This window comes from Streptomyces sp. NBC_00078, from assembly GCF_026343335.1.
Classification (GTDB): domain Bacteria; phylum Actinomycetota; class Actinomycetes; order Streptomycetales; family Streptomycetaceae; genus Streptomyces.
The window spans coordinates 4,433,867-4,458,264 of sequence record NZ_JAPELX010000001.1; the positions used below are offsets into that span (position 1 = coordinate 4,433,867).

The 24,398-nt window shown below is 69.1% G+C and carries 24 protein-coding genes and 2 pseudogenes; 15 read left to right on the forward strand and 11 right to left on the reverse strand.

What is annotated here, in order from left to right; genetic code table 11:
- Nucleotides 1-77 precede the first annotated feature (77 nt).
- Entirely contained in the window at nt 78-899 is an 822-nt protein-coding gene (locus OOK07_RS20815) for a YceI family protein (RefSeq protein ID WP_266682318.1), read from the forward strand.
- A 49-nt stretch (nt 900-948) separates the two neighbouring features.
- A complete protein-coding gene (locus OOK07_RS20820; RefSeq protein WP_266797904.1) occupies nt 949-1,419 on the forward strand; it encodes a PPOX class F420-dependent oxidoreductase in 471 nt (156 codons plus the stop codon).
- A 266-nt stretch (nt 1,420-1,685) separates the two neighbouring features.
- Here the strand turns inward: OOK07_RS20820 and OOK07_RS20825 are convergent, their stop codons facing one another.
- Nucleotides 1,686-2,051 carry a VOC family protein gene (locus tag OOK07_RS20825; protein WP_266682320.1) on the reverse strand — a complete coding sequence of 122 codons (366 nt, stop codon included), beginning with the start codon at nt 2,049-2,051 and terminating at the stop codon, nt 1,686-1,688.
- 99 nt (nt 2,052-2,150) lie between these two features.
- Here OOK07_RS20825 and OOK07_RS20830 point away from each other — a divergent pair, with 99 nt between their 5' ends.
- Together OOK07_RS20830 and OOK07_RS20835 are read left to right on the forward strand one after the other, a co-directional pair.
- Nucleotides 2,151-3,116, forward strand: coding sequence for a helix-turn-helix transcriptional regulator (locus tag OOK07_RS20830; RefSeq protein ID WP_266682321.1), 966 nt, complete (start codon nt 2,151-2,153; stop codon nt 3,114-3,116).
- Between the two features lie 107 nt (nt 3,117-3,223).
- A pseudogene (locus OOK07_RS20835) lies at nt 3,224-3,344 on the forward strand (PPOX class F420-dependent oxidoreductase); the annotation flags it as partial.
- A 124-nt stretch (nt 3,345-3,468) separates the two neighbouring features.
- Here OOK07_RS20835 and OOK07_RS20840 read toward each other — a convergent pair.
- The 8 genes from OOK07_RS20840 to OOK07_RS20875 form a co-directional block, all read right to left on the reverse strand.
- Nucleotides 3,469-4,230, reverse strand: coding sequence for a TetR/AcrR family transcriptional regulator (locus OOK07_RS20840; RefSeq protein ID WP_266682322.1), 762 nt, complete (start codon nt 4,228-4,230; stop codon nt 3,469-3,471).
- A 64-nt stretch (nt 4,231-4,294) separates the two neighbouring features.
- Entirely contained in the window at nt 4,295-5,824 is a 1,530-nt protein-coding gene (locus tag OOK07_RS20845; RefSeq protein WP_266797906.1) for an MFS transporter, read from the reverse strand.
- 97 nt (nt 5,825-5,921) lie between these two features.
- Nucleotides 5,922-8,108, reverse strand: a complete 2,187-nt coding sequence (locus OOK07_RS20850; protein WP_266797908.1) for an ArnT family glycosyltransferase — start codon at nt 8,106-8,108, stop codon at nt 5,922-5,924.
- Nucleotides 8,105-9,664 (reverse strand): bifunctional glycosyltransferase family 2/GtrA family protein, encoded by a 1,560-nt coding sequence (locus OOK07_RS20855; protein ID WP_266797909.1) that lies wholly within the window; start codon nt 9,662-9,664, stop codon nt 8,105-8,107. Before OOK07_RS20855 ends, OOK07_RS20850 begins: the two co-directional genes overlap by 4 nt.
- Before the next feature lie 14 nt (nt 9,665-9,678).
- Complete coding sequence (locus tag OOK07_RS20860) at nt 9,679-11,385, reverse strand: sensor histidine kinase (protein ID WP_266797911.1); 1,707 nt, start codon at nt 11,383-11,385, stop codon at nt 9,679-9,681.
- On the reverse strand, nt 11,382-12,122 hold the full coding sequence (locus tag OOK07_RS20865) for a response regulator transcription factor (RefSeq protein ID WP_266682327.1): 741 nt from the start codon (nt 12,120-12,122) through the stop codon (nt 11,382-11,384). The genes OOK07_RS20860 and OOK07_RS20865 overlap by 4 nt, the downstream gene beginning before the upstream one ends.
- Before the next feature lie 352 nt (nt 12,123-12,474).
- Nucleotides 12,475-13,350 (reverse strand): amidohydrolase family protein, encoded by an 876-nt coding sequence (locus OOK07_RS20870; RefSeq protein ID WP_266682328.1) that lies wholly within the window; start codon nt 13,348-13,350, stop codon nt 12,475-12,477.
- Nucleotides 13,351-13,389: 39 nt separating this feature from the next.
- Entirely contained in the window at nt 13,390-14,265 is an 876-nt protein-coding gene (locus OOK07_RS20875) for a DUF2797 domain-containing protein (RefSeq protein WP_266797914.1), read from the reverse strand.
- 400 nt (nt 14,266-14,665) lie between these two features.
- Here OOK07_RS20875 and OOK07_RS20880 point away from each other — a divergent pair, with 400 nt between their 5' ends.
- The 11 genes and pseudogenes from OOK07_RS20880 to OOK07_RS20930 all read left to right on the forward strand — a co-directional run bounded on the left by OOK07_RS20880 (nt 14,666) and on the right by OOK07_RS20930 (nt 23,006).
- Entirely contained in the window at nt 14,666-15,199 is a 534-nt protein-coding gene (locus OOK07_RS20880; protein ID WP_266797916.1) for a hypothetical protein, read from the forward strand.
- 118 nt (nt 15,200-15,317) lie between these two features.
- Nucleotides 15,318-15,479, forward strand: coding sequence for a hypothetical protein (locus OOK07_RS20885; RefSeq protein WP_266682331.1), 162 nt, complete (start codon nt 15,318-15,320; stop codon nt 15,477-15,479).
- 403 nt (nt 15,480-15,882) lie between these two features.
- The gene (locus OOK07_RS20890) at nt 15,883-16,134 is read left to right on the forward strand and encodes a hypothetical protein (protein WP_266517416.1); all 252 of its coding nucleotides are present in this window, start codon (nt 15,883-15,885) and stop codon (nt 16,132-16,134) included.
- Between the two features lie 339 nt (nt 16,135-16,473).
- Nucleotides 16,474-17,451: a threonine ammonia-lyase gene (locus OOK07_RS20895; protein WP_266797917.1), complete on the forward strand. Its 978-nt coding sequence runs from the start codon at nt 16,474-16,476 to the stop codon at nt 17,449-17,451.
- Nucleotides 17,452-17,661: 210 nt separating this feature from the next.
- Entirely contained in the window at nt 17,662-17,880 is a 219-nt protein-coding gene (locus OOK07_RS20900) for a DUF8825 domain-containing protein (protein ID WP_266682332.1), read from the forward strand.
- A gap of 97 nt (nt 17,881-17,977) precedes the next feature.
- A complete protein-coding gene (locus OOK07_RS20905; RefSeq protein WP_266682333.1) occupies nt 17,978-18,202 on the forward strand; it encodes a hypothetical protein in 225 nt (74 codons plus the stop codon).
- 183 nt (nt 18,203-18,385) lie between these two features.
- Nucleotides 18,386-19,894: a DUF4246 domain-containing protein gene (locus tag OOK07_RS20910; protein WP_266797919.1), complete on the forward strand. Its 1,509-nt coding sequence runs from the start codon at nt 18,386-18,388 to the stop codon at nt 19,892-19,894.
- Between the two features lie 275 nt (nt 19,895-20,169).
- Nucleotides 20,170-20,322 (forward strand): annotated as a pseudogene (locus OOK07_RS20915) (SAM-dependent methyltransferase); the annotation flags it as partial.
- Nucleotides 20,323-20,403: 81 nt separating this feature from the next.
- Nucleotides 20,404-22,152, forward strand: a complete 1,749-nt coding sequence (locus OOK07_RS20920) for an IS1182 family transposase (RefSeq protein WP_266797920.1) — start codon at nt 20,404-20,406, stop codon at nt 22,150-22,152.
- Nucleotides 22,153-22,157: 5 nt separating this feature from the next.
- The gene (locus OOK07_RS20925; protein ID WP_266797922.1) at nt 22,158-22,694 is read left to right on the forward strand and encodes a class I SAM-dependent methyltransferase; all 537 of its coding nucleotides are present in this window, start codon (nt 22,158-22,160) and stop codon (nt 22,692-22,694) included.
- Between the two features lie 114 nt (nt 22,695-22,808).
- Nucleotides 22,809-23,006, forward strand: coding sequence for a hypothetical protein (locus tag OOK07_RS20930; protein ID WP_266797924.1), 198 nt, complete (start codon nt 22,809-22,811; stop codon nt 23,004-23,006).
- A 253-nt stretch (nt 23,007-23,259) separates the two neighbouring features.
- Here the strand turns inward: OOK07_RS20930 and OOK07_RS20935 are convergent, their stop codons facing one another.
- Together OOK07_RS20935 and OOK07_RS20940 are read right to left on the reverse strand one after the other, a co-directional pair.
- Nucleotides 23,260-23,754 (reverse strand): DUF6023 family protein, encoded by a 495-nt coding sequence (locus OOK07_RS20935; protein WP_266797925.1) that lies wholly within the window; start codon nt 23,752-23,754, stop codon nt 23,260-23,262.
- Nucleotides 23,751-24,341 (reverse strand): hypothetical protein, encoded by a 591-nt coding sequence (locus OOK07_RS20940; RefSeq protein ID WP_266797927.1) that lies wholly within the window; start codon nt 24,339-24,341, stop codon nt 23,751-23,753. Before OOK07_RS20940 ends, OOK07_RS20935 begins: the two co-directional genes overlap by 4 nt.
- Between the last annotated feature and the right edge of the window lie 57 nt (nt 24,342-24,398).

The following is a 24,398-nucleotide window of genomic DNA, read 5'->3' on the forward strand; positions in this document are numbered from 1 at the left end:
ACGTGCGCTCTGAGCGGAGGCGCGCCCACCACGGGCCGGTTTCTTTGAGACCGGTTGCACTGCAGGGAGAAAACGGGATGGGACTGACCGCGAGGATCCGTACCAGGGACGGATGGGCCGTGTCGCACGCGGTCGTCACGGTGACCGACATGACGGGCACGCAGGTGCTGCGCGCCGAGGCGGACGCCGAGGGTGCCGTGCGCGATGCCACCGAACTGGCCCCGGGGCCGTACACCGTCATCGTCACGGCCGTCGGATACGCGCCGGTCGCCTCCACCGCGCTGGTCAACGCGAGCGGACGCGCCGAGGTCGGAACGGTGACGCTGGCCCGGCAGGGCGGCACCGAGCTGCCGCCGCCCGGGCCGTGGACGGTCGACCCCGCACACTCCTCGGTGGGCGCGGTCGCCCAGCACCTGGGGATCTCCAGCGTGCACGGACGGTTCACGGACTTCACCGGGCACATCGAGATCGCCCCGGACGAGGTGGAGAAGTCGCGGGTGGAGGCGGTGATCCGGGCGACGTCCATCGACACGGGCAACGGCATGCGCGACGGCCATCTGCGCTCGCCGGACTTCCTGGACGTCGAGAAGTACCCGGAGATCACCTACCGCTCGACGGGACTCACCTCGGCCGGGACGGACCGGTGGACGGTGCACGGCGAACTGACCCTGCACGGCGTCGTACGGCCGGTGGACCTGGACCTGGCGTACCTGGGGACGGGCGCCGACCCCTGGGGCGGAACCCGGGCGGCCTTCCGGGCCACCACGGAGCTGCGGCGCGAGGACTTCGCCATGAACTACAACCAGGTCGTGCAGGCGGGGATCGCCGCCATCGGTACGACGCTGAAGGTGGAACTGGACATCCAGGCGGTGCAGGGCGAGTCACTGCCGCAGGCGTAGGCCCAGCAGGGTCACGTACGCGGAGCGGCCCTGGCCCTAGGCTTGCGCCATGGCACCGAACATCGCGACCAACACCCGCGTCTCCCTCGACGAGCTGCTGGACTTCGTACGCCCGCGACACCGCGCGATCCTGCTGACGCGCAGGACCGACGGGAGCGCTCAGGCCTCGCCGCTGACCTGTGGGGTCGACGATGCGGGGCGGATCGTCGTCTCGACGTACCCCGAGCGCGCGAAGACGCGTAACGCCAAGCGGGACGAGCGGGTGAGCATCCTCGTGCTCAGTGACGACTGGAACGGGCCGTGGGTGCAGATCGACGGGACCGCCGAGGTCATCGACTCGCCCGAGTCCGTAGAGCCGCTCGTGGAGTACTTCCGGAACATCTCCGGTGAACACCCGGACTGGGACGAGTACCGGGAGGCGATGGTGAAGCAGGGCAAGTCGATCATCCGCGTCACCCCGGAGAAGTGGGGCCCGGTGGCCACCGGCGGGTTCCCGGCGAAGCTGGCCCCCCAGAACTAGGGCCCCGACAGGCGACGTTCGCCCCGTCGACCCTCGCCCGGGCGAGGAAAGCAGCAGCCGTCGCTCTCCGAGCCGGGTCAGGTGTCGGCTGACAGCCCGCCGGTCGATCACCAACCCGATGCTCACGAGTTCGTCGGTGATCGGTTACGCGGACCACTTGTGCTCACGGCGCCAGGACCCGATCTGCGCGATGACCCCTGCTGGTGTCGCTTTCGGACTCCGGCAGGCGCGACACCCGTCGTGCGCGCCTGCCGCACTGTGGCCTTTCAGCCCCGCGGTGCCACGCGGATGCGGTTCCCGTCAGGATCGGCTGCGAGGAAGGTCGGCCCGAACCCCAGATCATGAGGCTCGTGAAGGATCGTGACGCCCTTGGACTGCCACTGCTTGAAGATCGCGTTGAGCTGGTCGGGTCCACTGTCGATGGCCAGGCACACCTCACTGGTACGCGGGACATCCGGCGACAGATCCTCGAACCGGCCGGACCACAGAGCGAGGTCAGCGCCTGGCCCGAGGTCGAAGGTGACGTATCCCGAAGTCTCGAACGACGGCCTCATGTCGAGGAGGTCGCCGTAGAAACGAGCCGCGGCGGGAGCGTCGTTCACATAGACGATGGACACGACGGATGTGGTCATGGTTGTTCCTTCTCGCAGGTCGTGGGTCGTGGGTACGCGGCCACCAGCCTGACCGGGATATGCGCCGCATCGTGTCGCAATTCCTGAAAACCTTGGCGTGTGACCCCAGACCGCTTCTTCTCCCTGATGCTGCTCCTCGCATCGAGGGATGCCGTGACCACACAGGAACTTGCCTCGGCGCTCGGGGTGTCCCTTCGAACCATCACCCGGGACCTGAACTGGCTCCGCGACGCCGGTCTGCCGGTGACCGCACAACGGGGCCGCCTCGGAGGCGTGACCATGCTGGCCGGGTCCGGACCCGACCTCACGCGACTCACACCGGGCGAGCGTGATCACCTGTCGCTCACCGGGCTGGACGAGAAGCAACGTGCGGAGCTCGACGCATCGGTCGAAAGCCGGCGAGCGCTCTCCAAGATCGCCGCTGCACAGCCACGTCGGGTTGATGAGCTCCTGCCGCTCACCGACGTCGTGCACGTGGACAGCCGTCCCTGGCTCCAGGCCCGTGCTTCCGGCACGACTCCGGCTTCACTGATTGGCCTGGTGCGGCGAGGTCGCCGGCTACGGATCGAGTACGACAGCCCACGCGAGTCACGCTCACGCGACCTGGTCGTGGATCCCTACGGGCTGTTCGCCAAGGCCGGCACCTGGTACCTCGTCGCCGACTGTGCCCGAGTGCCACGGGTGTACCGACTCGAACGGATCACGGCGTGGAAAGAAGTCGACCAGCCACGACGGATCCGCGAGAACCAGACCCTGGCCACCGTCGCCGCAGCGCTCGTTGATCAGTGGGAACACAACCATGCGATAGAGGTCAGCGCCACCATCGACAAGACCCAGATCGAGCGAGCGCGACGGATCTTTGGCCAACGACTCGTCCGGGACGGCCATGAGGAATCCGCCACCGGCCACAAGGTGACGATCCGCTTCCTGCATCTGGAGGACGTGCGAGCACTGCTGCCGTTCGGGAGCACCATCACCGTGCACGGCCCCACCGAAGCCAGGGCTCACCTCCGTGACCTCGCCACCCGCCTTGCCCACCACTATGCGCCGTCACCAACGGCCTGACCCGCAACAACTAGTCACCGCCGCCGCCCACCTCCACTCGACGACGGAGTCCGGCACAGCGCTCCGAAGCCTGCGAAGCAGTGCGAGGGGCGCAAAAGGAAGGGGCCCGGGAGGCGATGGTGAAGCTGAGGAAGTCGATCATCCGCGTCACCCCGGAGAAGTCCGGAGAAGTGGGGACCGGTGGCCACCGGCGGGTTCCCGGCCCGATTGGCTTCGCCGGACGCCTGAGGTCTCGGGGAGGCCGGTCATGGGGCGGCTGCCGGTCGTGGAGCGGCTGCCGGTCGTACGGGGCTGATCGCGCCCGCGTGGCTGAGCCGCATTTCGACACAGGCCCGCGCCCCTTGGGGGCGTTTCAGCTGCCGGACCGTTCCACCATCGCCTCGATGCCCGCCACCAGCAGGTCCAGGGCGAAGGTGAAGTCCCGCTCCCGCATCTCCTGCACCGTGTCGCCGCCGCGGGCCTCCATGACGTCGGCCGCCTCGTGGATGACCGCGGCGGCCTCGGGTGCCCGGGTCACCGCGCTCATCGCGTGCTGGAAGTACTCGTCCTGGCTCATGCCCGCGGCCGCGCACCGGGCGATGAAGTGGCCCTCGATGGTGCCGTAGCCGTACACGAACTGGAAGACGGCCGAGAGGGCACCCGACAGACCGTGCACGGGCAGGCCCGTGTTGCGGACGACCCGCTGGACCACGAGCGAGAAGGCCAGCGAGTTCGGGCCGATGTTGAGGAAGGTGCCGGCCAGCGGGGACAGCCAGGGGTGGCGGACCAGGAGGGTGCGGTACTCGCGGGCCAGGGCGCGCAGCTGGTCCCGCCAGTCCTCGTCGCCGTCCGGGTCCGGCAGGTTCAGTTCGCCGAAGGCGGCGTCCAGGGCGAGCTCCAGGAGATCGTCCTTGGTGTCGACGTACCAGTAGACGGACATCGCGGTGACGTTCAGCTCGGCGGCCAGCCGGCGCATCGAGAACTTGACGAGCCCCTCCGCGTCCAGGAGGCGGACGGTCACCTCGGTGATCCGGTCGCGGTCGAGACCCGACGGCTGACCGCCGCGACCGCCCCGGCGGACCTTGCCCTCCAGCCACACACTGGTCCGCGCCGCACGCTCGGCTGCCCTCACCATTGGCGCACCTTCCTCGACTTCGGTCACTGATCAAGATGCTAGGTGGCAGCTTCGCCTACACCGGCTACCGGGCCACCGCCATCTGCGAGTCTGCCCGCTCCGCCCTGCGCAACAACGCGGCCGCCAACAACCCACCGAGCAGCACGGCCAGCGCCCCCACCAACAGACTGGTCTCCAGCCCGGCGGAGAACGCGTCGCTGATACGTCCCTTCTCCCGCGCCGACCCCGCGGCCGCAAGGGCTGCGGGCAGCGAGGACGCGGCGACGGAAATCCCCGCCGCGAACCGGGAGTTGAGCACCGCCCCGAGCACGGCCACCCCCAGACCGCTGCCGAACTCGGCCACCGTCCCGTTGACCCCGGCCCCGCTCCCCGCCTTCTCCACGGGAATCGCGCTCATGATCGCGTGCGCCATGGCAGGGCTCGCGACCGCGCCACCGGCGCCGATGAGCAGCAGGCCGAGCAGGGTTCCCGGATAGCCCTGGTCGGCCAGCGTGGCGATGGCGACCAGGCCCGCCGACATCAGCACCATGCCCAGGCCGATCGCGACGGGCGTGCCGAGCTTCGCCGTCCACCTCGCCGACAGGCCGGTGAAGTTGAGGGCGACGATGGTGAGCGCGAGCGGCGCGGTGCGCAGGCCTGCCTCCAGGGGGCCGTATCCGAGGACGAACTGCAGGTGCTGGGTGAGCAGGAACAGCGAGCCGCCCATGCCGAAGGCGATGAGCACCGCGCCGGCGACGGCGCCCGTGAACCGGCGGTTGCTGAAGAAGTGCAGGTCGAGCATGGGGTACGGGATCCTGCTCTCCCAGTAGGCGAACAGGCAGAGCACGACCAGCGCCACCGCCGCGCTCAGCAGCACCCGTCCCGACGTCCAGCCGTGCGACGGGCCCGAGATGATCGCGAAGACCAGTGAGCTCATGCCGATCGTGGACAGCAGCGCGCCGAACAGGTCGGGGCGGTCACCCCGGGGGTTTTTCGACTCGGGGACCAGGGCGGCGACCGCCACCAGGCCCAGCGCCGCCACCGGCAGGTTGATCAGGAAGATCGCGCCCCACCAGAAGTGGTTCAGCATGAAGCCGCCGAGCAGCGGGCCGACCGCGAAGCCGAGGGAGTTGACGGCGGCCCAGACGCCGATCGCCCTCGGCCGCTCCTCGGGCGTGAAGATCTGCATCGCCACCGCGAGCGTGGTCGTCATCAGCAGCGCGCCGCCGACGCCCATGCCGGCGCGTGCGGCGATCAGTTGGCCCGTGGATCCGGCCAGGCCCGCCACCAGGGAGCCGGTGCCGAACAGGGCCAGCCCCGCCACCAGCATTTTCTTACGGCCGTAACGGTCGGCCGCGCTGCCCGCGGTGAGCAGCAGGCCGGACTGGACGAGGGAGTACGCGTTGATCATCCACTGAATGTCGGACGTGGCCGCGCCCAGCTCCCTGGTGAGGGAAGGGATCGCCACGTTCAGGACGGTGTTGTCGAGCAGCACGGTGAGCTGCGCCAGACAGATGACACCGAGGATCAGCCAGCGCTGGGGGTGACCCTCGGGTCGGCCTTGGGGTCGGCCTTGGGGTCGGCCTTGGGGTCGGCCTTGGGGGGACGTCGTCATGCCATACACCGTATAGCTGGGTGCTATACGGTGTACAACACTTTGTTCGGTGCCCGTTCCTCGCGCTCGGTGCCCGTCTCCCTACGTCAGCTGCTCTTCAGCTGCTCGCCTTCTGCGTCAGGTCGTAGAAGGTGGACGAACCCGCCGTCACCTTCTTGAAGTTCTTCTCGACCCACGAGGTGATCTGCGAGGACGTGCCCTTGCTGCTGCCTCTGCCGCCCATGCCGCCTCCGGTGCCGGAGGAGATGAAGTAGTGGATCCTGCCCTCCGCCACGTACTTCTTGAACTGGGCCGGCGTCGGGGACGGGTCGGTGCCGTTGAAGCCGCCGATCGCCATCACCGGGTCGCCGGTGGAGAGCTGGTAGCTCGCCGCGTTCTGCGCGCCGATGGCCGCCGCGACCCAGGTGTACTTGGCCGAGTCCGTCTCCAGCAGCTTCTTGGCCCCGGCGGAGACGCTCGCACCGTTCAGCAGGCCGCCGACGCCACCGCCGCCGCCCCTGCCGTCGCCCCTCTGCCGGCTCTGGCTGTTGCCGTTCTGGCCCGGCATACCGCCGCCGGGGAAGCCGTTGCCCTGCTGGTTCCAACCCTGTCCCTGGGGGCCGGCGTTGCCGTTCTGCCGGTTCTGGCCCGGCATGCCACCGAAGCCGCCACCGAAGCCGCCCCGGCCCCCGCCACCTCCACGCGGCCCGCCCATCATGCTCGCGCCCGCCGGACCGGCGGTCGGGATGGAGCCGGTGTGTGCGGAGCCGACCGTGCTCAGCGTGTACGCCGTCGGACCGGCCAGCGCCGCCACGATGCTCAGGGCTGCCGCGCCGAGGGCCAGCCGCCGGGTGATACGGCCCGCGAAGATCAGGCCGAGCGCACCGGCCAGACCGCCGACCAGGACCAGCCACTTCAGCCAGGGCAGGTAGGAGGAGGTGCGGTTGAGCAGGACGTAACCCCAGGCGGAGGCCGCGACGACCGCGCCCGCGAGAGTGATCGACGCCCATGTCTCGCGCCGCTTCTCCCACAGGATGCCCGCGCCCATACCGACCACGGCGGCGATGTAGGGGGCGAGAGCGACCGTGTAGTACTGGTGGAAGATGCCGGCCATGTAGCTGAAGACGATCGCGGTGCTCAGCAGCGAGCCGCCCCACACCAGGAACGAACCGCGGGTCACCGACGTCCGCTTGAGCTTGCGGGTGGCCACCAGGCCGCCGACGAGCAGGACCAGCGCGGCCGGCAGCAGCCACGAGATCTGGCCGCCGATCTGGGAGTCGAACATCCGGTTCCAGCCGGTCTCGCCCCACATGCCGGTGCCCGTGCCGCCGCCACCGCCACCGACGCTGCCGGTCTCGTCGCCGCTCAGGCGGCCGAGGCCGTTGTAGCCGAAGGTCAGCTCCAGGAAGGAGTTGTTCTGCGAGCCGCCGATGTACGGGCGGGAGGACGCGGGCCACAGCTCGACGATCGCGACCCACCAGCCGCCCGCGACGACCAGCGCGACCGTCGCCGCCGCCAGCTGCCCGAACCGCTTCTTCAGCGACACCGGGGCGCAGACCGCGTACACGACGGCCAGCGACGGGAGGATCAGGAAGGCCTGAAGGGTCTTGCCGAGGAAGGCGAAACCGATCGCGACACCGGCCCACACCAGCCACTTCGTACGGCCGTCCTCGATGGCGCGGACCACGAAGCAGCAGGCGACCGACATCAGCAGCGCCAGCATCGCGTCTGGGTTGTTGAACCGGAACATCAGCGCGGCGACGGGGGTGAGCGCGAGCACGGCGCCCGCGATCAGGCCGGCCGCGGGGCTGAACCGGCGGCGCACGGAGGCGTAGACGACCGCGACCGTGCCGACGCCCATGAGGACCTCGGGGGTGAGGATCGCCCACGAGTTCAGACCGAAGACGCGGACCGAGATCTCCATCGGCCACAGGAAGGCCGAGGGCTTGTCGACGGTGATCGCGTTGGCCGCGTCCAGCGACCCGAAGAACATCGCCTTCCAGGACCTGCTGCCCGCCTGGACGGCCGCCGAGTAGAAGGAGTTGGAGTAGCCGGAGGCGCTCAGGTTGTAGAGGTAGAGCAGGGCGGTCGCCAGGAGCAGGCCCCAGAACGCGGGGCGCGCCCAGCGGGGGTCCTCGGGGCGCCCGCGCCACAGTCTGCGCACAAAAGGCAGCCGGGGCTCACCCGCCTGGGGAGCCGTGGGGGCCACCGGTTCCGGTACCGCCGTGGTCACGGGTGCCGGCCCCCAGGACGAGGGACCCTGGTCATCCGCCTGATGGGCCGACCGGTCGTAGTGGGTGGTCATCGGGAGTCCCTCGGATCGTTGTCGGTCGGGCGCACCGGCTGCAGATGCACGGGGGCGTCCTCCCAGCTGCGGTCCGCGACTTCACCGGCGCGGAACGGGTTCGTCTGGTGCCTCTCCTGCACGGCCGGCTGTGTGGCCGGGCGCTGCGGAAGCGGGGGCGGCGGTAGCGGGGGCTGCTGTAGCGGGGGCTGCGACCCGTACGACTGCTGCAGGAACTGCTGGTTCTGCGGGTACTGCCGGCTCTGCGGGTTCGCGGCCATGACGTACGTCGGCGAGGACGGGTCGTACGCGGCCACCGCGGTGGACTGCCGGCCGTCGCTCCGGTCGGGGAAGACCCACGCGCGGAAGAGGAGGAAGCGCAGCACCGTCGCCGCGAGGTTGGCGGCGATGAGGACGGCCAGCTCGGTGGAGTGCGCGGGGTCGGCCGTCGCCACGTTCAGGGCGGCGAGCGAGCCGCTGGTCAGGGCGAGGCCGATGCCGAACACGACCAGGCCCTGCGCCTGATGCCGGACGGCGGCGCCGCTGCCGCGTACCCCGAAGGTGAGCCGCCGGTTGGCCGCCGTGTTGGCGACGGCGGACACCAGCAGGGCCAGCGCGTTGGCGAGCTGCGAGCCGCCGAACTGGCGGAAGCCGCTGTAGAGAACGAGATAGAAGAGGGTCGACAGACCGCCGACGACACAGAACCCGACGAGCTGGCGGGCCAGCCCCTTCGGTACGTCCTGGATCTCGCGGTCGCGCGGGTCGTCGCCGAACGGCCGGGTGATCCGGTCCAGCGGCAGCGACCCGGTGGCCAGGGCCTTGCCCACGCGCCACACCCCCTTGAGGTCCTCGGTCGCCGTCTTCACGATGTGGACGGTGGAGTCCGGGTCGTCGACCCAGTCGACAGGCACTTCGTGGATACGGAGCCCCGCGCGCTCGGCGATGACCAGCATCTCGGTGTCGAAGAACCAGCCGGTGTCCTCGACCATCGGCAGCAGCACCTGCGCGACGTCACGCCGTATCGCCTTGAAGCCGCACTGCGCGTCGGAGAAGCGTGCCTGCAGCGAGCCGCGCAGGATGAGGTTGTAGGCCCGGCTGATGAACTCCCGCTTGGGACCGCGTACGACGCGGGACGAGCGGGCCAGCCGGGAGCCGATCGCCAGGTCCGAGTGACCCGAGATCAGCGGCGCCACCAGCGGCAGCAGCGCGTTGAGGTCGGTGGAGAGGTCCACGTCCATGTAGGCGAGGATCGGCGCCTTGGAAGCGGACCACACCGTCCGCAGGGCCCGGCCCCGGCCCTTCTGCTCCAGTCGGAAGTGGGAGACCTCGGGGATCTCCTCCTCCAGCCGTGCCGCCACCAGCGGGGTGGTGTCCGTCGACGCGTTGTCCGCGATCGTGATGCGGAAGGCGTACGGGAACGTGCGCTTGAGGTGGTCATGCAGTCTCAGCACACACGGTTGGAGGTCCTTCTCCTCGTTGTGGACCGGGATTACCACGTCCAGGACAGGCGTACCGGCGTCGCCGGCCGGGAGGTGCTCCCTCGTCGGCAGGGTGCCGGGAGAACAGTCGGTTCGCATGGCACCGACTCTGGTCAAGTGCCCTGTCGCACCCATGTGGTGGCACTGTGATCTGCCTGTGAGTGCGATTGCCGGTTCGTTTCGGGGGCCGGGCGGGGCATGGCCGGAGCGAGCGCCGGCAGATGCACGGTGAACACCGTGCGACCCGGAACGCTGTCCACGGTCACGGCACCGCCGTGCGCGGTCGCGACGGCCTGCACGATCGCAAGCCCGAGGCCCGTCGAGCCGGAGGCACGGGAACGCGAGGAGTCACCACGCGCGAAACGCTCGAAGACGTGTGGGAGCAACTCCGGTGGAATTCCCTGCCCGTTGTCCTCGACGTCCACGCACATCCAGGGGCCGCGCCGCTGAATGCGTGCGGTGATGGTCGTGCCGGGAGCGGTGTGCTTGCGGGCGTTGCCCAGCAGGTTGACCAGCACCTGCTGGATCCTGGCCGCGTCCGCGGACACGAGGGCCGGTTCGTCGGGCAGGTCGAGCCGCCAGTTGTGGTCCATGCCGGCCGCACGGGAGTCGCTGATCGTGTCGACGACCAGCGGGATGAGGTCGGTCTGCTCGAACTGCAACGGCCGTCCGGAATTCAGCCGGGCGAGCAGCAGCAGATCCTCGACGAGCAGCGTCATCCGGGCCGCCTCGGACTCGATACGGCCGAGGGCGTGGCGCGTGTCCGGGCCGACCTGCTCTCTGCCGCGTCTGGTCAGCTCGGCGTACCCGCGGATGGACGCCAGGGGTGTCCTCAGCTCATGACTGGCGTCGGCCACGAACTGCCGTACCCGCGTCTCGCTCTGCTGACGGGAGTGCAGCGCGGCGTGGACATGGTCCAGCATCCGGTTGAGCGCGGCCCCGACCTGACCGACCTCGGTATGCGGGTCGGTCTCGGAACCGGGCACCCGCTCGCTGAGGTTCACCTCGCCGGTGTGGAGGGGGAGTTCGGAGACACGGGTGGCGGTGGCGGCGACCTTGCGCAGGGGGCGGGTGGCTACACCCACGAGGACGTAGCCGGCGATCACGGCGGCGCCCAGGCCGGCGGCGGTGACGCTGACCTCCACGAGGATGAGCGTGTCGATGGTGCTGTCGGGGACCTTGGTGGGGACGGCGACGTAGTAGCTGCCGTTCTCACTGGTGACGTACTTGGCGATGTACTTGCCCAGTCCGCTGATCTCCACGGTGTGGATCCTGCCGTCCTGGGGGACGGTGTTGAGCGAGGTGCGGGCCGCCTCACTGAGGGAGTTGGGGACCATCCCGCTGAGGTCGGTGCTCTCGTCCGATCTCTCGCCGTACTTGGCGTCGGTGATGTGGCCTTTCTGGAGCTTGGCTATGACGGTGCGCTCCGGCTGGGGTCCGTGTGTGACGAACTCCGTCAGGTTGATGGTCTGCGCGTTGTACCTCCCGGCAGAGTTCCTGCTGCCGGGGACCAAGTTCCCGATGCCCGGGACCGAGCTCTTGCTGTCGAGGGCCGAACTCTTGCTGCCAGGGGCCGAGTTCTTGCTGCCAGGGGCGCCGCCGAGTGGTCCGCCGTAGCCTGCCGCCCGCCCGGAGACCTGTTTCAGCTGTTCGTTCAGCTGGCCGTACAGATGCGACCGCAGCGCCAGCGTCGTGACCGTCCCGATCACCGCACACACGGTGGCGATCAGCACCACAGAAGCGACGACGAGCCGCGCCCGCAGAGTGCGCGGCTGCCCTACTCGTCGCTTCTGCGTACGCGGGCGGCGCCCTCCGCTCATGACGCGGCAGGCTTGATCAGGTAACCGGCTCCGCGCCGGGTGTGGATCATCGGCTCACGGCCGGCGTCGATCTTCCGGCGCAGATAGGAGATGTAGAGCTCGACCACATTGGCCTGCCCACCGAAGTCGTACGACCACACACGGTCGAGGATCTGCGCCTTGCTGAGCACGCGCCGCGGGTTGCGCATCAGGAAGCGCAGCAGCTCGAACTCGGTTGCGGTGAGGTGGATGCCCTCGCCGGTCCGCGACACCTCGTGGCTGTCCTCGTCCAGGGTGAGGTCACCGACGACGAGCACGGAGTCGGAGCGCCGGTCGGCGGCACCGGACCGGCGGATGAGCCCCCGCAGCCGGGCGACGACCTCTTCGAGGCTGAACGGCTTGGTGACGTAGTCGTCGCCACCGGCGGTCAGGCCCGCGATCCGGTCCTCCACCGCGTCCTTGGCCGTGAGGAAGAGGACGGGGACATCCGGCAGCTCGCGGCGCATCCGCCCCAGGACCGTGAGGCCGTCCATGTCGGGCAGCATCATGTCCAGGACGACGGCGTCGGGCCGGAACGCTCGCGCGGCCTGGATGGCACCCGTGCCATCCCCCGCACTGCGGATCTGCCAGCCCTCATAGCGAAGGGCCATGGACAGCAGCTCGGTGATCGACATCTCGTCATCCACCACAAGCACTCGGACGGGGCTCCCGTCCGGCCTCAGCAGTTCGGTGCGCCCCTGGGGCGAGGTCGTGGTCATAGTGGAAACACTGTCGGGACCCTCTGAGAGCACGCTTTCCGCAAGCTGTGATTTCGCTGAGAAACTCCCAGGAGCGTCTCGGGGAACCCTCCGGGGCCTCTGGCGAGACCTCTGGGAAGCGCTCGCCCGGGCGCATCCGCACGGCTCGGGTCCGCCATCAGCCGGGGAGGGGCGGGACGGGGGCCGGGACGGGCCAGGGGGGCAAGGGCAGGGCGGGGGCGGGGGCGGGGACGGGACAGACCAGGGAGGGCAAGGGCGGGGGCGGGCCAGGGGGCAAGGGCGGAGCGAGGGCGGGGTGATCAGGGCGTAGGCGCTGCTTGCGGGGAGCCCGGGGGCGGCGTCCCTCCTGGTCTCACAGCCCGAACAGCCGCGCCCCGTTGTCATGGCAGACGGCGCGCAGCCACTCCTCCCCGAGGCCCAGCCGCTCCAGCGCGTGCAGCTGATGGACGTACGGATAAGGGATGTTGGGAAAGTCGCTGCCCAGCAGGATCCGGTCACCGAGGTCGGCCAGCCGGGGCAGCGCCCGCCGCGGGAACGGCGCGAACCGCTCGCCGAAGTCGGTGAACGCCATCGTCGTGTCCAGCCGCACCTCCCCGTACCGCTCGGCCAGGTCGAGGAAGTCCTCGTACTCGGACATCCCCATGTGCGCGACGACCAGCCGGAGTTGCGGATGCCGGGCCAGCACTCGCGCGATCGGCTCGGGCCCGGTGTGCTTGCCGGGCGCGGGCCCGGAACCGCAGTGGACGACGACCGGTGTCCCGGCCTCGGCGAGCAACCCCCATGCGGGATCGAGGAGTTCGCTCGCCGGGTCGTACGCACCCACCTGCACATGCGCCTTGAACACCCGCGCGCCCGCTTCGATCGCCTCCCGGACGTAGGCCTCGACACCCGGCTCCGGGAAGAGGGTCGAGGTGTGCAGACAGTCGGGTGTACGACGGGCGAAGTCGACCGCCCAGCCGTTGAGCCACTGGGCCATGCCGGGCTTGTGCGGGTAGAGCATCGCGGTGAAGCGACGCACGCCGAACTCCCGGATCAGCGCGATCCGTTCGTCCTCCTCCTTGCGGTAGGTGATCGGCCATTCGACGCCACCGGTCAGCGAACCGAGCGAGTCGAAGTAGCCCCAGACCTTGCGCAGCACGCGCTCCGGCATGAAGTGCGTGTGCACATCGACGAGTCCCGGCACCCCGAGCCGCTCCCAGAACCCCCGGACCTCCGCTGTCTCCGTCATGCGCCCTCTCGAACCGGGATCCAAGAAGGATCCACTCCTTCAGAACAGTCCGTCCTGGACTCCTGCCGTCTGACCGAACTCCCGCACCGGGAGGGTCACTTCGTCGTCGCCCCCGGCCGGGACGATCTCCCACCCTGCCATCAGCCGGGTGTCCAGCACGACCACCCCGCGCCTCGTCGCGAGATGCAGGTCCGGTCCGGCGGCCGCCAGCAGCTCGCCCCCGACCGAGCCGCCCGCGACCAGCTCGCTCACCGCTCCGGCCGCACTCGGCAGCCCCGCCAGCCCGAATGCCCCGACGTGGTCCACGACTTCGCACCTCTCCCGCGCCAGCGACTCCGGCCACTCGGCCAGCTCCACGGCCCGCGCATGCAGCGCCTCGATCTCGGCCGCCCGCTCCGCCTCCGACGCCGGCAACCGGGACCGCACCGCCCGCTTCTCGGCGTACGGAATCCGGTCAGGCACCCGGAGCGCGGCGCGCAGCATCTCCTCGGTGCGCCGGGCCGCCATCAGCGGTCCCAGGCCCAGCCAGCCGAAGCACACGGCGCCCTGCTCCAGCAGCCGCGCCGAGCCCCGCTCCTCTGCCGTGATCCCGACCTTGACCAGTCCGGGACCGAACCACGCCAGATATACGTGGTACGGCCGCGGGTCGTCCGCGATCGTGTCTGCGGCCACGGAGTGCGCCCGGTCCAGCCGCGCACACTCCTCGCACCGCGCCCCCGTGGTCCGCCCCGGCACGACCGCCCGGACGGGACACGCATGTCCCCGCGCTCCCACACATGTCCGCACACCCCCGTCCGCGACCCCGAAGGCCACACGTTTCCCCCAGGTCAGCGCAGTGCGCCGCCCACCGTCCCACGCCAGCACGGGGCCATCCGCCGCCCACCGCAGCCCCGAGCACTTCCATGCCTGTGCCATCGCTCACGAGAGTAGACGGCGCCACTGACATCGAGGTACGGCCGGGCGGTTCGCCGAGGTCAGCGACGTCAGCACTGAGGGCGTCAGCGGCATCAGCGCCGTCGGCGGCCGAATTCACCGGCCGCGGCCGGCTCCGGCTCCGCGCTGCCGACCGGGAGCACGGCGCCGCACGTCTCCGCGTCGTACGACCCCGCCGTGTTCCGCACTCCACCCAGCTCTCCACGCCGCACTCCCCGCCCCGCCAGCCGGCAGCCGAGGCACCCGGCGTCGACAACGCCGGCGGGCGGGACCTCTCGTGCTGGAGCCAGCCCTACCCCGACTCGGTAGTACACCCCATCGTTCCGGAGAGCGGCTGAAGGGATCGTTGACTCAAGTCCCGTTCCCCGGAAGGAAATCCGCGATGCAGCCGAACCTCCCCTCACAGGGCATAGGGCATGCCTCGGCGGCTCCCGGTCCGTTCGGCTCGTTCGTACGGTTCGTGGTGTGCGGCGGCGGTGTCGGTGTGCTCTCCAGCGGCGCGGTCCCGCTGACGGCAGTGCTGATGCCGTGGGCGGCGGCCAACGCGGTGATCACCGTCGCCTCCACCGTCCTGTGCACCGAGCTGCACGCCCGGTTCACCTTCGGCACGGGACGCCGGCCCGGCCGTCGCGAGCACTGGCAGTCGGCCGGATCCGCCGCGGCGGCCTACGCCCTGACCTGCGCCGCCATGTTCCTCCTCCACGCGGCGCAGTCGTCCCCGTCGATCCCGACCGCCCAGCTTGTCTACCTCGGAGCCTCCGCCCTCGCCGGCACGGGCCGCTTCCTGGTCCTGCGCGTGTTCGTCTTCGCGACGGGCGGCCGGGGCCACGGCGCCGGTGCGATCACCGAGCGCCCGCGCACCGGCTGGTTCTCCTCGGCGGCCACGCCGTCCTACGCCCTGCCGCAGACGTCGTGACCCGGGAGCAGGCCCCTCCAGGGAGGCCCTCTCCAAGGGGTCGTCTCCACCGGGTCGTCTCCTCCGGGTCGTCTCCTCCGGGTCGTCTCCTCCGGGTCGGCTCCAAGGGGGCCAGGGGGTGGGCAGCCCCCTCCCGGTACAGCCAGCTGCACCCTCGATCGGGTGGGTCGACCTGGCCCACCCGGACCTTTCCGACCCCGAGTGGCGGCACGTCCTGGACGAGATCGCCCACCCTCGCACCACACAGGCGTTCCACCGCCTGGCCGAGGCGGCGGCTTGAGCTCGTACGCCCGTCCGGGCCCCGCCCCGGCCGACCTGAACCATCGCTGCAGCCCAGACACCAGAGGCCCCGGGAAGCTCCCCCGGGGCCTTTGAGCTGTCCGCACCCCGAAGTCGCCGGCAACTGCCCTACGGCGGGACGGTTCTGCCGGAACAGCGACCACGGCTCCGTCACGCCCACCGCGAGCGGCGCGACGATCGGATGCACGTACAGCCCGAACGCCTGGCGCTGGACGTATGCCTGACGGGACGTCGACGCCGGACTCGGCGAGGAGGAGGCCAACCGGCTGAGCCGGAGCCACGGATGGCAGACCCGGGAAGCGGTGCGGGAGATATCGGATTAGCCTCCGAAATGAGCGCAAAGTGGATCTTTCGTGCGCGCTCGACTCAACCAAGGAGGAGAAATGCGCAAGCTTCCCAAGGCTGCTGCGGCAGCCGCCATCCTCGGTATCTTCAGCCTCATAGGCACGGGCACCGCTTCGGCCCAGGGCATGGATGGCTCGCATGGCGGCGGGTGCAAGTCCCACGACATGAACATCGACATCCTCGGCCAGGTCGGTGTCCTCAACGGCCTGTTGGGCAACGCGCTCAACGGCGAAGGCAACCCGGGTGCGCAGGTGGCGCCAGTCGGTTCACACTGCGAAGGCGGTTGGTGAGCAGCAGGAATCGCATCACGTAGCTCATAAACGGGTTTCGGTGTCCGGGCAACCGGCCCGGCGCCGTGCCCCCTCTTGACTCGTGGTCTTCCGTCGCCGGCCAATTCCTCGAAGTGGATGCGTAGTTAGCTGTCGGCGCCGCTCCTCCGCCCCACCCGCAACACAAGAGGCCCCGGATCACTCCGGGGCCTCTTGCCGTGCGCGCCCCACCGGACTCGTTCGTCGACCTCACCGACTCCCGTCTCTTCGGCTGCGGCGGGGCAGCGCTCGTCGGCGGCGAGAAACGGTCGCGGACTTCACCCGGGTGGAACAGCGACAGCGGCGCTACGCTGCTGCGCCATGCAGGAGACGCGCCTCGATACTGCTCGGATCCGGGCGGCTCGCCGGGTGATCGACCCGATCTTTCTCGATACTCCGCTGTACCGCTGTGAGGCGATGGAGCCCGGCCTCGGATGCGCGGTCAGCGTCAAGCTCGAAACGGCGAACCCGGTCCGCAGCTTCAAGGGCCGCGGCACGGAGCTGGTCGCCGGCCTGCTCGCCGGCCAGGGCTCGCCGGCGGCGGTGTGCGCCAGCGCGGGCAACCTCGGCCAAGCCCTCGCCTGGTCCGGTCGTGGCCGGGGACTCGACGTCACCGTCGTGGCCTCCCGCTTCGCGACTACGGCCAAGCTGGACCGTATCCGCGCACTGGGCGCCCGGCTGGTGCTGGTCGACGGCGACCACGAGATGGCCCGCGACCGGGCGGCGGCCATCGCACGGCACGAGGGCATCCGGCTGGTCGAGGACAGTCTGGACATCGAGACCTGCGAGGGCGCGGCGACCATCGGCCTGGAACTGGTGGGCACCAGGCCGACGTTCGACACCGTTCTGATCGCTCTCGGCGGCGGGGCGCTGGCCACCGGCGTGGGACATGTGGTGAAGGCCTGTGCCCCCGACGTCGAGGTGATCTGCGTCCAGCCGCTGGGCGCACCGGCGATGACGCACTCGTGGCACCGGCGGCACGTCGTCACCACCGACTCGACCAACACCATCGCCGACGGTGTCGCCGGCCGGCGTCCCATCGCGGCCGTCCTGGACGACCTCCTCCTGGTCGCCGACGACGCCGTCCTGGTCCGTGAGGAGTCGATCATCGCGGGTATGCGGATGCTGTTCACCCACGCCGGCCTCGTCGTCGAACCGTCGGCCGCGCTCGGTATCGCGGCGCTCCTCGAAGACCGTGACCGCTTCGCCGGCCGCCACGTGGCCACCATCGTGTGCGGCGGCAACGTCGACGTGGATGCCTACAGGCGCTGGGTCGGCGCGACCCCCCTCCACGGGTGACAAATCGCCCCTTCGCAGCCCGTTCGCTGCCCCTCGCTGCCCCTCGCCGGCCCCATCTCCGGCCCTTCGGCGGCCCGGCAGCCTTCGCGGCGGCCATCGGCGGCCTTCGGCAGCCTTCGCGGCGGCCATCGGCGGCCTTCGGCAGCCTTCGCGGCGGCCATCGGCGGCCTTCGATGGACCAGTAAATCGAACACATGATTGAATTCAGCCATGCGACCGTTTCCCGCCGACCTCACCCGGGCGCAGCAGGAGTGGAGCGCCACCTACCGGCAGCTCGCCGAGCGGCCGGGCCGCACCGAGCTGCGGCGACGCCTGCACCGGCTGTCGGCCCACCTGTACTTCCACCCCTACTGGCAGCAGCGAAGGCCAAGCCCCGCGGCATGGTGGGAGCTGCGTGACCTGGGACGTCCGAACCGGGACACGCCTTGAGCGGCCGCAACGCGCCGCGTTCCGCCACCCGGACGCCGAAAGCCCTCGGATGACGGGCCGGAATGCGGGACCGTACATCCCGGATGATCCTGAAGACATGTCCGGACCGATTCGCGTGATCGTCCATCCGCCGTCACCCACAGGCGGCCGACGCGTGCGCGTGGACGGCGAGATCCTCGGCCTGGCCCACAACCTGGTCGACCTGGCGGAGTTCCTCCGCCGAGCCGGGCTGGAGATCGACCCTGCCGAGGTCGCGGACGCACAGTGGATCGACTGGCGCGGAGTGGGCCCGGACCACTGGGGCCCGGAAACGCCCAGCTGACGCCCCATCACCCGGGCGCACCCCGAATGGCAGAAGCCCCGGAGTGATCCGCAGCTTCTGCCGTCAGGCGACAACGTCGAAGCCCTCGCTCCCGGAACAGCGCCGACAGGGACCACGGCTGCGGTGTCAGTCCGCTGAAGTATCCTTCCCGCCGCCGCACACCGACTGGGAGGATAAAGAGAGTTGACCAGCCTGTCTGCTTTCCCGCTGCCGTTTCATGCTTCCCGTTCCATATCGTTCGCGACACCCCGAGCGCTGCGGGAACTTCAGATGATGCAGTGCAGCTCGCATATCCGGGCGAAGCCGGGGTGGTTCGACAAGATGAACGATGCCGACATCGTTGCCAGGTGGACGCAAGAAGCGGTCGACCAGGGCCTCACCGAAGCGCAGGTTCGGTACGTGCTTGCCGAACTCCTGCATTACGCCGCGCTGCGGGACGAGCGAACCGGCGTCGAGATGTCCGCCGTCGACGGGGTGTGGCAGTCGGACACACTGGTCGACGACAAGCTCAGATCCCGGCTGCGCGAGGCGGTTCGGGTTCTGGAACAGGTCCCCGAAGCAGAACAGGACTGGCATCCCGGATCCGACGGCCAGGTACTGGACCTGGTTCATCCCTCACTGTTCTGCCTGGTGAGGGAGGTGAGCGGTGCACCCGAGCGAGCTTGGCAGAACCCGACGAACCGCCACTCGAAGTACGAATTCTCGGAGAAATTCCAGTGGCTGCCCACGGATGTCGACATCAGTGACGACGGCGATGTCGCCTTCCGTTCGTACGTCAACAACGTCCACCCCGAGACTCATCGCGAACTGGCCTGCGTCCTGCCGGACTTGTTCGCGCGCATGCGCCCCCTGCTGGAGAACGTACTCACCGATCTGCGCCATCCGCGGCCCCTGCGGATCAAGGTCGATCCTTTCGGGTGGTACGACTCGGAGCCGGAGTATCCGAACAAATCCTCATACAGTGATGACGGTGCCTACGCAGAAGCCCTCAGTGCATGGGAAGAGGCCCAGGACGACTGGTGGGAAAACCGCCGTCCGGCCATTCCGGACGCCCCGGCCTTCACTCCGCCCGAGTTGCCCGATGAATCCGCCCGCGTCGACCTGCGCGGCCGCCGTCTCCAGGTGATCGTCAAGCTCGCCACTATTCATCTCACCCCGGACAAGCCCGAGTACCCCGGCGGTTCCTGGCACGTCGAGGGGATGATGAACGAGCGGATTGTTTCGACCGGCATTCACTACTGGGACAGCGAGAACATCACCGAAAGCCGGCTGAGTTTCCGGGCTGCACTCGACGACCCGCACTACGAACAGAACGACCGCAACGGCATGCGTGAGGTCTACGGCCTGGAGGACGAGGACGCACTGAACCAGATGCTGGGATCGACATCGACGCCGGCGGGCCGCTGCCTGGCGTTCCCGAACATCCTGCAACACCGCGTCGGCTCATTCCGCCTCACGGACCCCACCCGCCCTGGATACCGCAAAATTCTCGCGTTCTTCCTGGTCGACCCGTCGGAAAAGATCGTCTCCACATCCGATGTGCCCCCGCAACAACCATGGTCCGACACCTCGACCATGACGTTGGAACAGGCCGAGAACTACCGCGAACAGCTCATACAGGAACGCAAGTTCTTCGTCGACGAGCACAACGAGCAGCTCTACGAACGAGAATTCTCCCTCTGCGAGCACTGAGCCTCTCCCCCTCCTGACCACAAACAGGTCAGGAGGCGTGGAGGCTGGCCAGCGATGCCGAGAGGCCGACGAGGCCGAGAGGCCGACGCAGCGAGTGGAGCATCCGGCCCACCAAGTTCCCGACAAGTTCCATGGCCTGCGACGTGCCGCTCCGCCAAGCCGACGGCATGCCTGCATGGTCGTGTGTGACGGCCCGGTTCCTGCAGCGGCGGATGCCAGGCAGGTCAACAAAGTCGCGCCACGGCCTGTGAGTTCCCTCGTCTAGGGTCGCCCGCATGACCGAGCCCTCCTATCTGGCCGCTGTCCGGAAGTCGTACGACACGGTCGCCGCCGAGTACGTCGAACGCGTCCCGCCTCCAGCCGAGATGGACCCGTTGTCCCGCGCGATGCTGGCGGGTTTTGCTGAACTCGTAGACTCTGCTGCGCAATTCGCTGCGGGGGTAAGGCCGGGTCGGCGATGATCGTTGGCGGGGTCGCCTTCCTGTCGTGCGGTCCTGGAGGCGGTACGGATGTCGATGCGGCCGGTGGGGTTGCCGGAGATCCCGGAACAGACGGTGGTGGTGGCCCGGGCGGCGTTTCCGAAGGGGAGCCTGGCGATACGGGCGCGGGATCGCCTCGCGGAGGTCTTCGTCGATGAGCCGTTCACGGAGGCGTTCGGGGTGCGCGGGGCGCCGGGACTGTCGCCGGGGGTGTTGTCGCTGGTGATGGTGTTGCAGTTCGCGGAGGGCCTGACGGATCGGCAGGCCGCGGCGATGGCGGTGCGGGCGATCGACTGGAAGTACGCGCTCGGTGCGGAGCTGACGGACACCGGATTCGATGCGAGTGTGCTGTGCCGGTTCCGGGCCCGGCTCGCGGACAACGGTATGGAGCGGGTGGTCTTCGACCGGCTCCTTGAGCACTGCAAGGACGCCGGCCTGGTGGCGGCCGGAGGCAAGCAGCGCACCGATTCCACCCATGTGATCAGTGCGGTGCGGGACTTGAACCGTCTGGAGCTGGCCGGGGAGAGTGTGCGGGCGGCCCTGGAGGCCCTCGCGGTCGCGGCACCGGCCTGGCTGGCCGGACACATCAACGTCACTGAGTTCGCCGAGCGGTACGGGCCGCGGGTCGACGGCTGGCGCATGCCGCCCTCGCAGACGAAACGTGACCGTCTCGCCCAGGTCTTCGGGCAGGATGCCATCGCCTTGTGCCGGGCGGCCTGGGCCGATGACGCTCCGGCCTGGATTCGCGAGATCGAGGCCGTGGGCTTGTTGCGGCAGGTCCTCGTGCAGACCTACATCGTCCGGACCGATGCCCGGGGACGGCAGGTGATCAAGAAGCGGGACGCCGACGACGGCGTCCCGCCCGGCCAACTCCGCCTGGCCTCCCCCTACGACTCCGACGCACGCTGGGCGGCCAAGGGCGACGACCTGTTCTGGATGGGCTACAAGATCCATCTCACGGAGACCTGCACCACCCTCCCCGACGCCGACGCCGACGCCGACGCCGACGCCGACGCCGACGCCGACGTGGGCACAGGGGTGGGCACAGGGGTGATGCCGAATCTGATCACCGACGTGCACACCACCGACGCGACCGTGCCGGATGTGAAGGCGACCGCCCCGATCCAGCGCAAGCTCGCCGAGCACGGAGTGCAGCCCGGCGAGCACTACCTCGACTCCGGCTACCCGTCGGCCGACCTGATCACCAAGGCCCTGAAACACGGCATCCGCATGGTCACCCCGGTCCTCCAGGACCACTCTGACCAGGCCAAGGCCGCCGAAGGCTTCGACAAGAACGCCTTCACCATCAACTGGAAGACCCGCCAGGTCCGCTGCCCCGCCGGCAGGACCAGCTCCCACTGGAACCCGGTCAAACAGCACGGCAAAGACGCGATCGTCATCACCTTCAGCGTCCTGACCTGCCGGGACTGCCCTCTCCAGAAGCAGTGCACCACCTCGAAGACCGGGCGCCGCATGCTCACCCTGCGTCCCGAGGAACTCCACGAGAACCTCGCCCGGGCCCGCGCCGAGCAGAAGACCGACACCTGGAAGAACAAGTACGCCCTGCGTGCCGGAGTCGAGGGCACCATCAACCAGGCCCTCGACATCACCGGCATCCGCCGGGCCCGCTACCGCGGCCTGCCGAAAGTCCGCCTCCAACACGCCTTCTCCGCCACCGCACTCAACGTGATCAGGCTCGACGCCCACTGGACCACAGGCCCCCTCAACCGCCCCCGCACCAGCAGACTCGAACGACTCAGCTACAGACTCTCCGCCTGAACGAATTGCGCAGCAGAGTCCTCGTACGGACAGCCGGTCTGGGGCCGGTCGCAGACTTGGGGTGCGGCCCCGGCCGCATAACCGCGCACCTGGCCGGACTGGGGGTGTCCGCCTTCGGCGTCGATCTGTCACCGAAGATGATCGGGCTGGCCCGCCACTCCTATCCGGACCTGCGGTTCGCCGAGGGCTCGATGACGGCCCTGGAGACGGGAGACGACGAACTCGGCGGCATCCTGGCCTGGTATTCCACCCACCACACGCCCCCGCAGTGGCTGCCGGCGGTGTTCGCTGAATTCCACCGCACGCTCGCGCCCGGCGGCTTCCTGCTCTGGGGAGACTACGTCGGCAATGAACGGTTGCAGCCGACCCACGGCTATGGCCGTCCCGTGTCCTACGAGTCGCACCTTCTGCCCCTTGGCCACATGGTCGGCCTGCTGGGCCAGGCCGGACTCGTCGTCACGGCGCGACTGGAGCAGGAGCCCGACGGACGGGTGAACAGACCGCACGCCTGCCTCCTGGCCCGCAAGCCCGAAAGGCCCTGACGGGCCGAGTTCGAGCCGCGCAACCTCAACCGCTCCTTCGAGGCGCTGTCCATCCGGCCGCGTCCGCAAGGCTCGCTCTCATGGCCTGCGCCCACACGTACGCCCCGCTCCTCCATGAACAGCACGCCGACGCCCGCACGATCATGGAGATTCCTGGGCCACAGCCCGATCCACGCGACCATGGACATCCACACCTTCGTGCGGCTCGACTCGCAGCGCTCGGAGTTCGACCGCGTAGGGGATGCCCTGAGGGGTGACGCCAACGGCCCGGCCGATGACGACGGCGCGAACGGAGTCCCGGCAGCCATGTGATCCGCTCCAAGAGCGGTTGCCGTCAAACACTGCCATCAACGCAAAAGCCAGAGGCCCTAAGGAATGATCCTTAGGGCCTCTGGACTGCTGTGCACTCGGCAGGATTCGAACCTGCAACCTTCTGATCCGTAGCTCTACAGAGATCGGTCAACAAGGGGCATAGAGGCCCCCTACGGTCCCTCACAGTGGCTGACGATCATGGTTGGTCACTGTAGTTGCTGTACTTCGCTGCTGTACGTACTGGGTGCTTCGATCAGATGGAGTTGATCTGCCATGCGATCACGCCTGTAGATCCTTTGGTGCCCTCGACATCGATGCGTACCGGCAGCTTGTGCGCGGTGATGCGTTGCTGCACCACTGACTGATCACACGGCACTTCGGTCTTCGGCGCGGTGATCGCCGGTGAGAATGTCAAGTGTGCGCTGCCGCTGCCGACGCACACCAGGTTGAGCTTGTATGTCTTGCCCTGGCTCAGGGTGGGCTCTGTGTGGATGCCGTCGGTCACCCGCTCCGCGCCAGCTTCAACCATTGTCCCGCCTTGAACGGCGGCAAGGGCCGCCTGGGCCTGGTCGGTGAGCTTCTTCTCCTGTGCCTTGCTCGCAGCCTGAGACGCGCTCGCCGCGGTCTGTGACGACGTCGTGTTGGCGGCCTCACCGTCACCGCTGCCAGAAGTGCAAGCGGTCAGCAGCAATGCCGATGCTGCTATTGCGCATCCGGCGAACCAGGCCCGGGGGCTCAAGTTGGTCATGAGGAGGTTTCCGAGTACTTCCAACCGGTTTCGGGCGTGGGCCAGTTCGCTGATCCATGGCCGATTTCGACGGTGCTGCAACTGCTGCCACTGCCGGAACGCCACTTCTTCCAGTGTGTCTTGTAGCCCCACGAACCATACTGCACATGCCCGTACTTGTTCGGGCTGATGGGGTGGGAGTAGTTGTGGCCGACGGAGATAGATACGCTGCCGCCGACCTTGAGGCTGATGGTAGCCTTGGCTTTCGCGAGGAGCGCACCTGCCGACCACTCACCGCTGCCCGAGATTTCGGCGGAAATGGTGCCGCCCTTGGTCACGGACACCGAGATGGTGCCGCCCGGACCGTCCTTGTAGCTGGTGCCGTTCCACCAGGACGGGATGAAGTACTTCGTCTTCGACGTGTAGGTGTACCAGGTCTCCGGCCTGTCACACATGGTCGGATGGTTGTCGCTGAGCGGCTGGTCGTCGGTGTCTTCCCAACCCTGTCTGTCGTTGATTTCCGTCGTTTGATCGGCGGATATCGCTGTACTGTCGGACGCCGTGCTATCGGACGGCGTCTCCTCAGCGGTGGCAGTGCCCGCAGTCATGAGACGCAGCCAGCGCAGTGCCAGTCGGGGGCTGGCCGCACTGTGGGATCCCAGCAG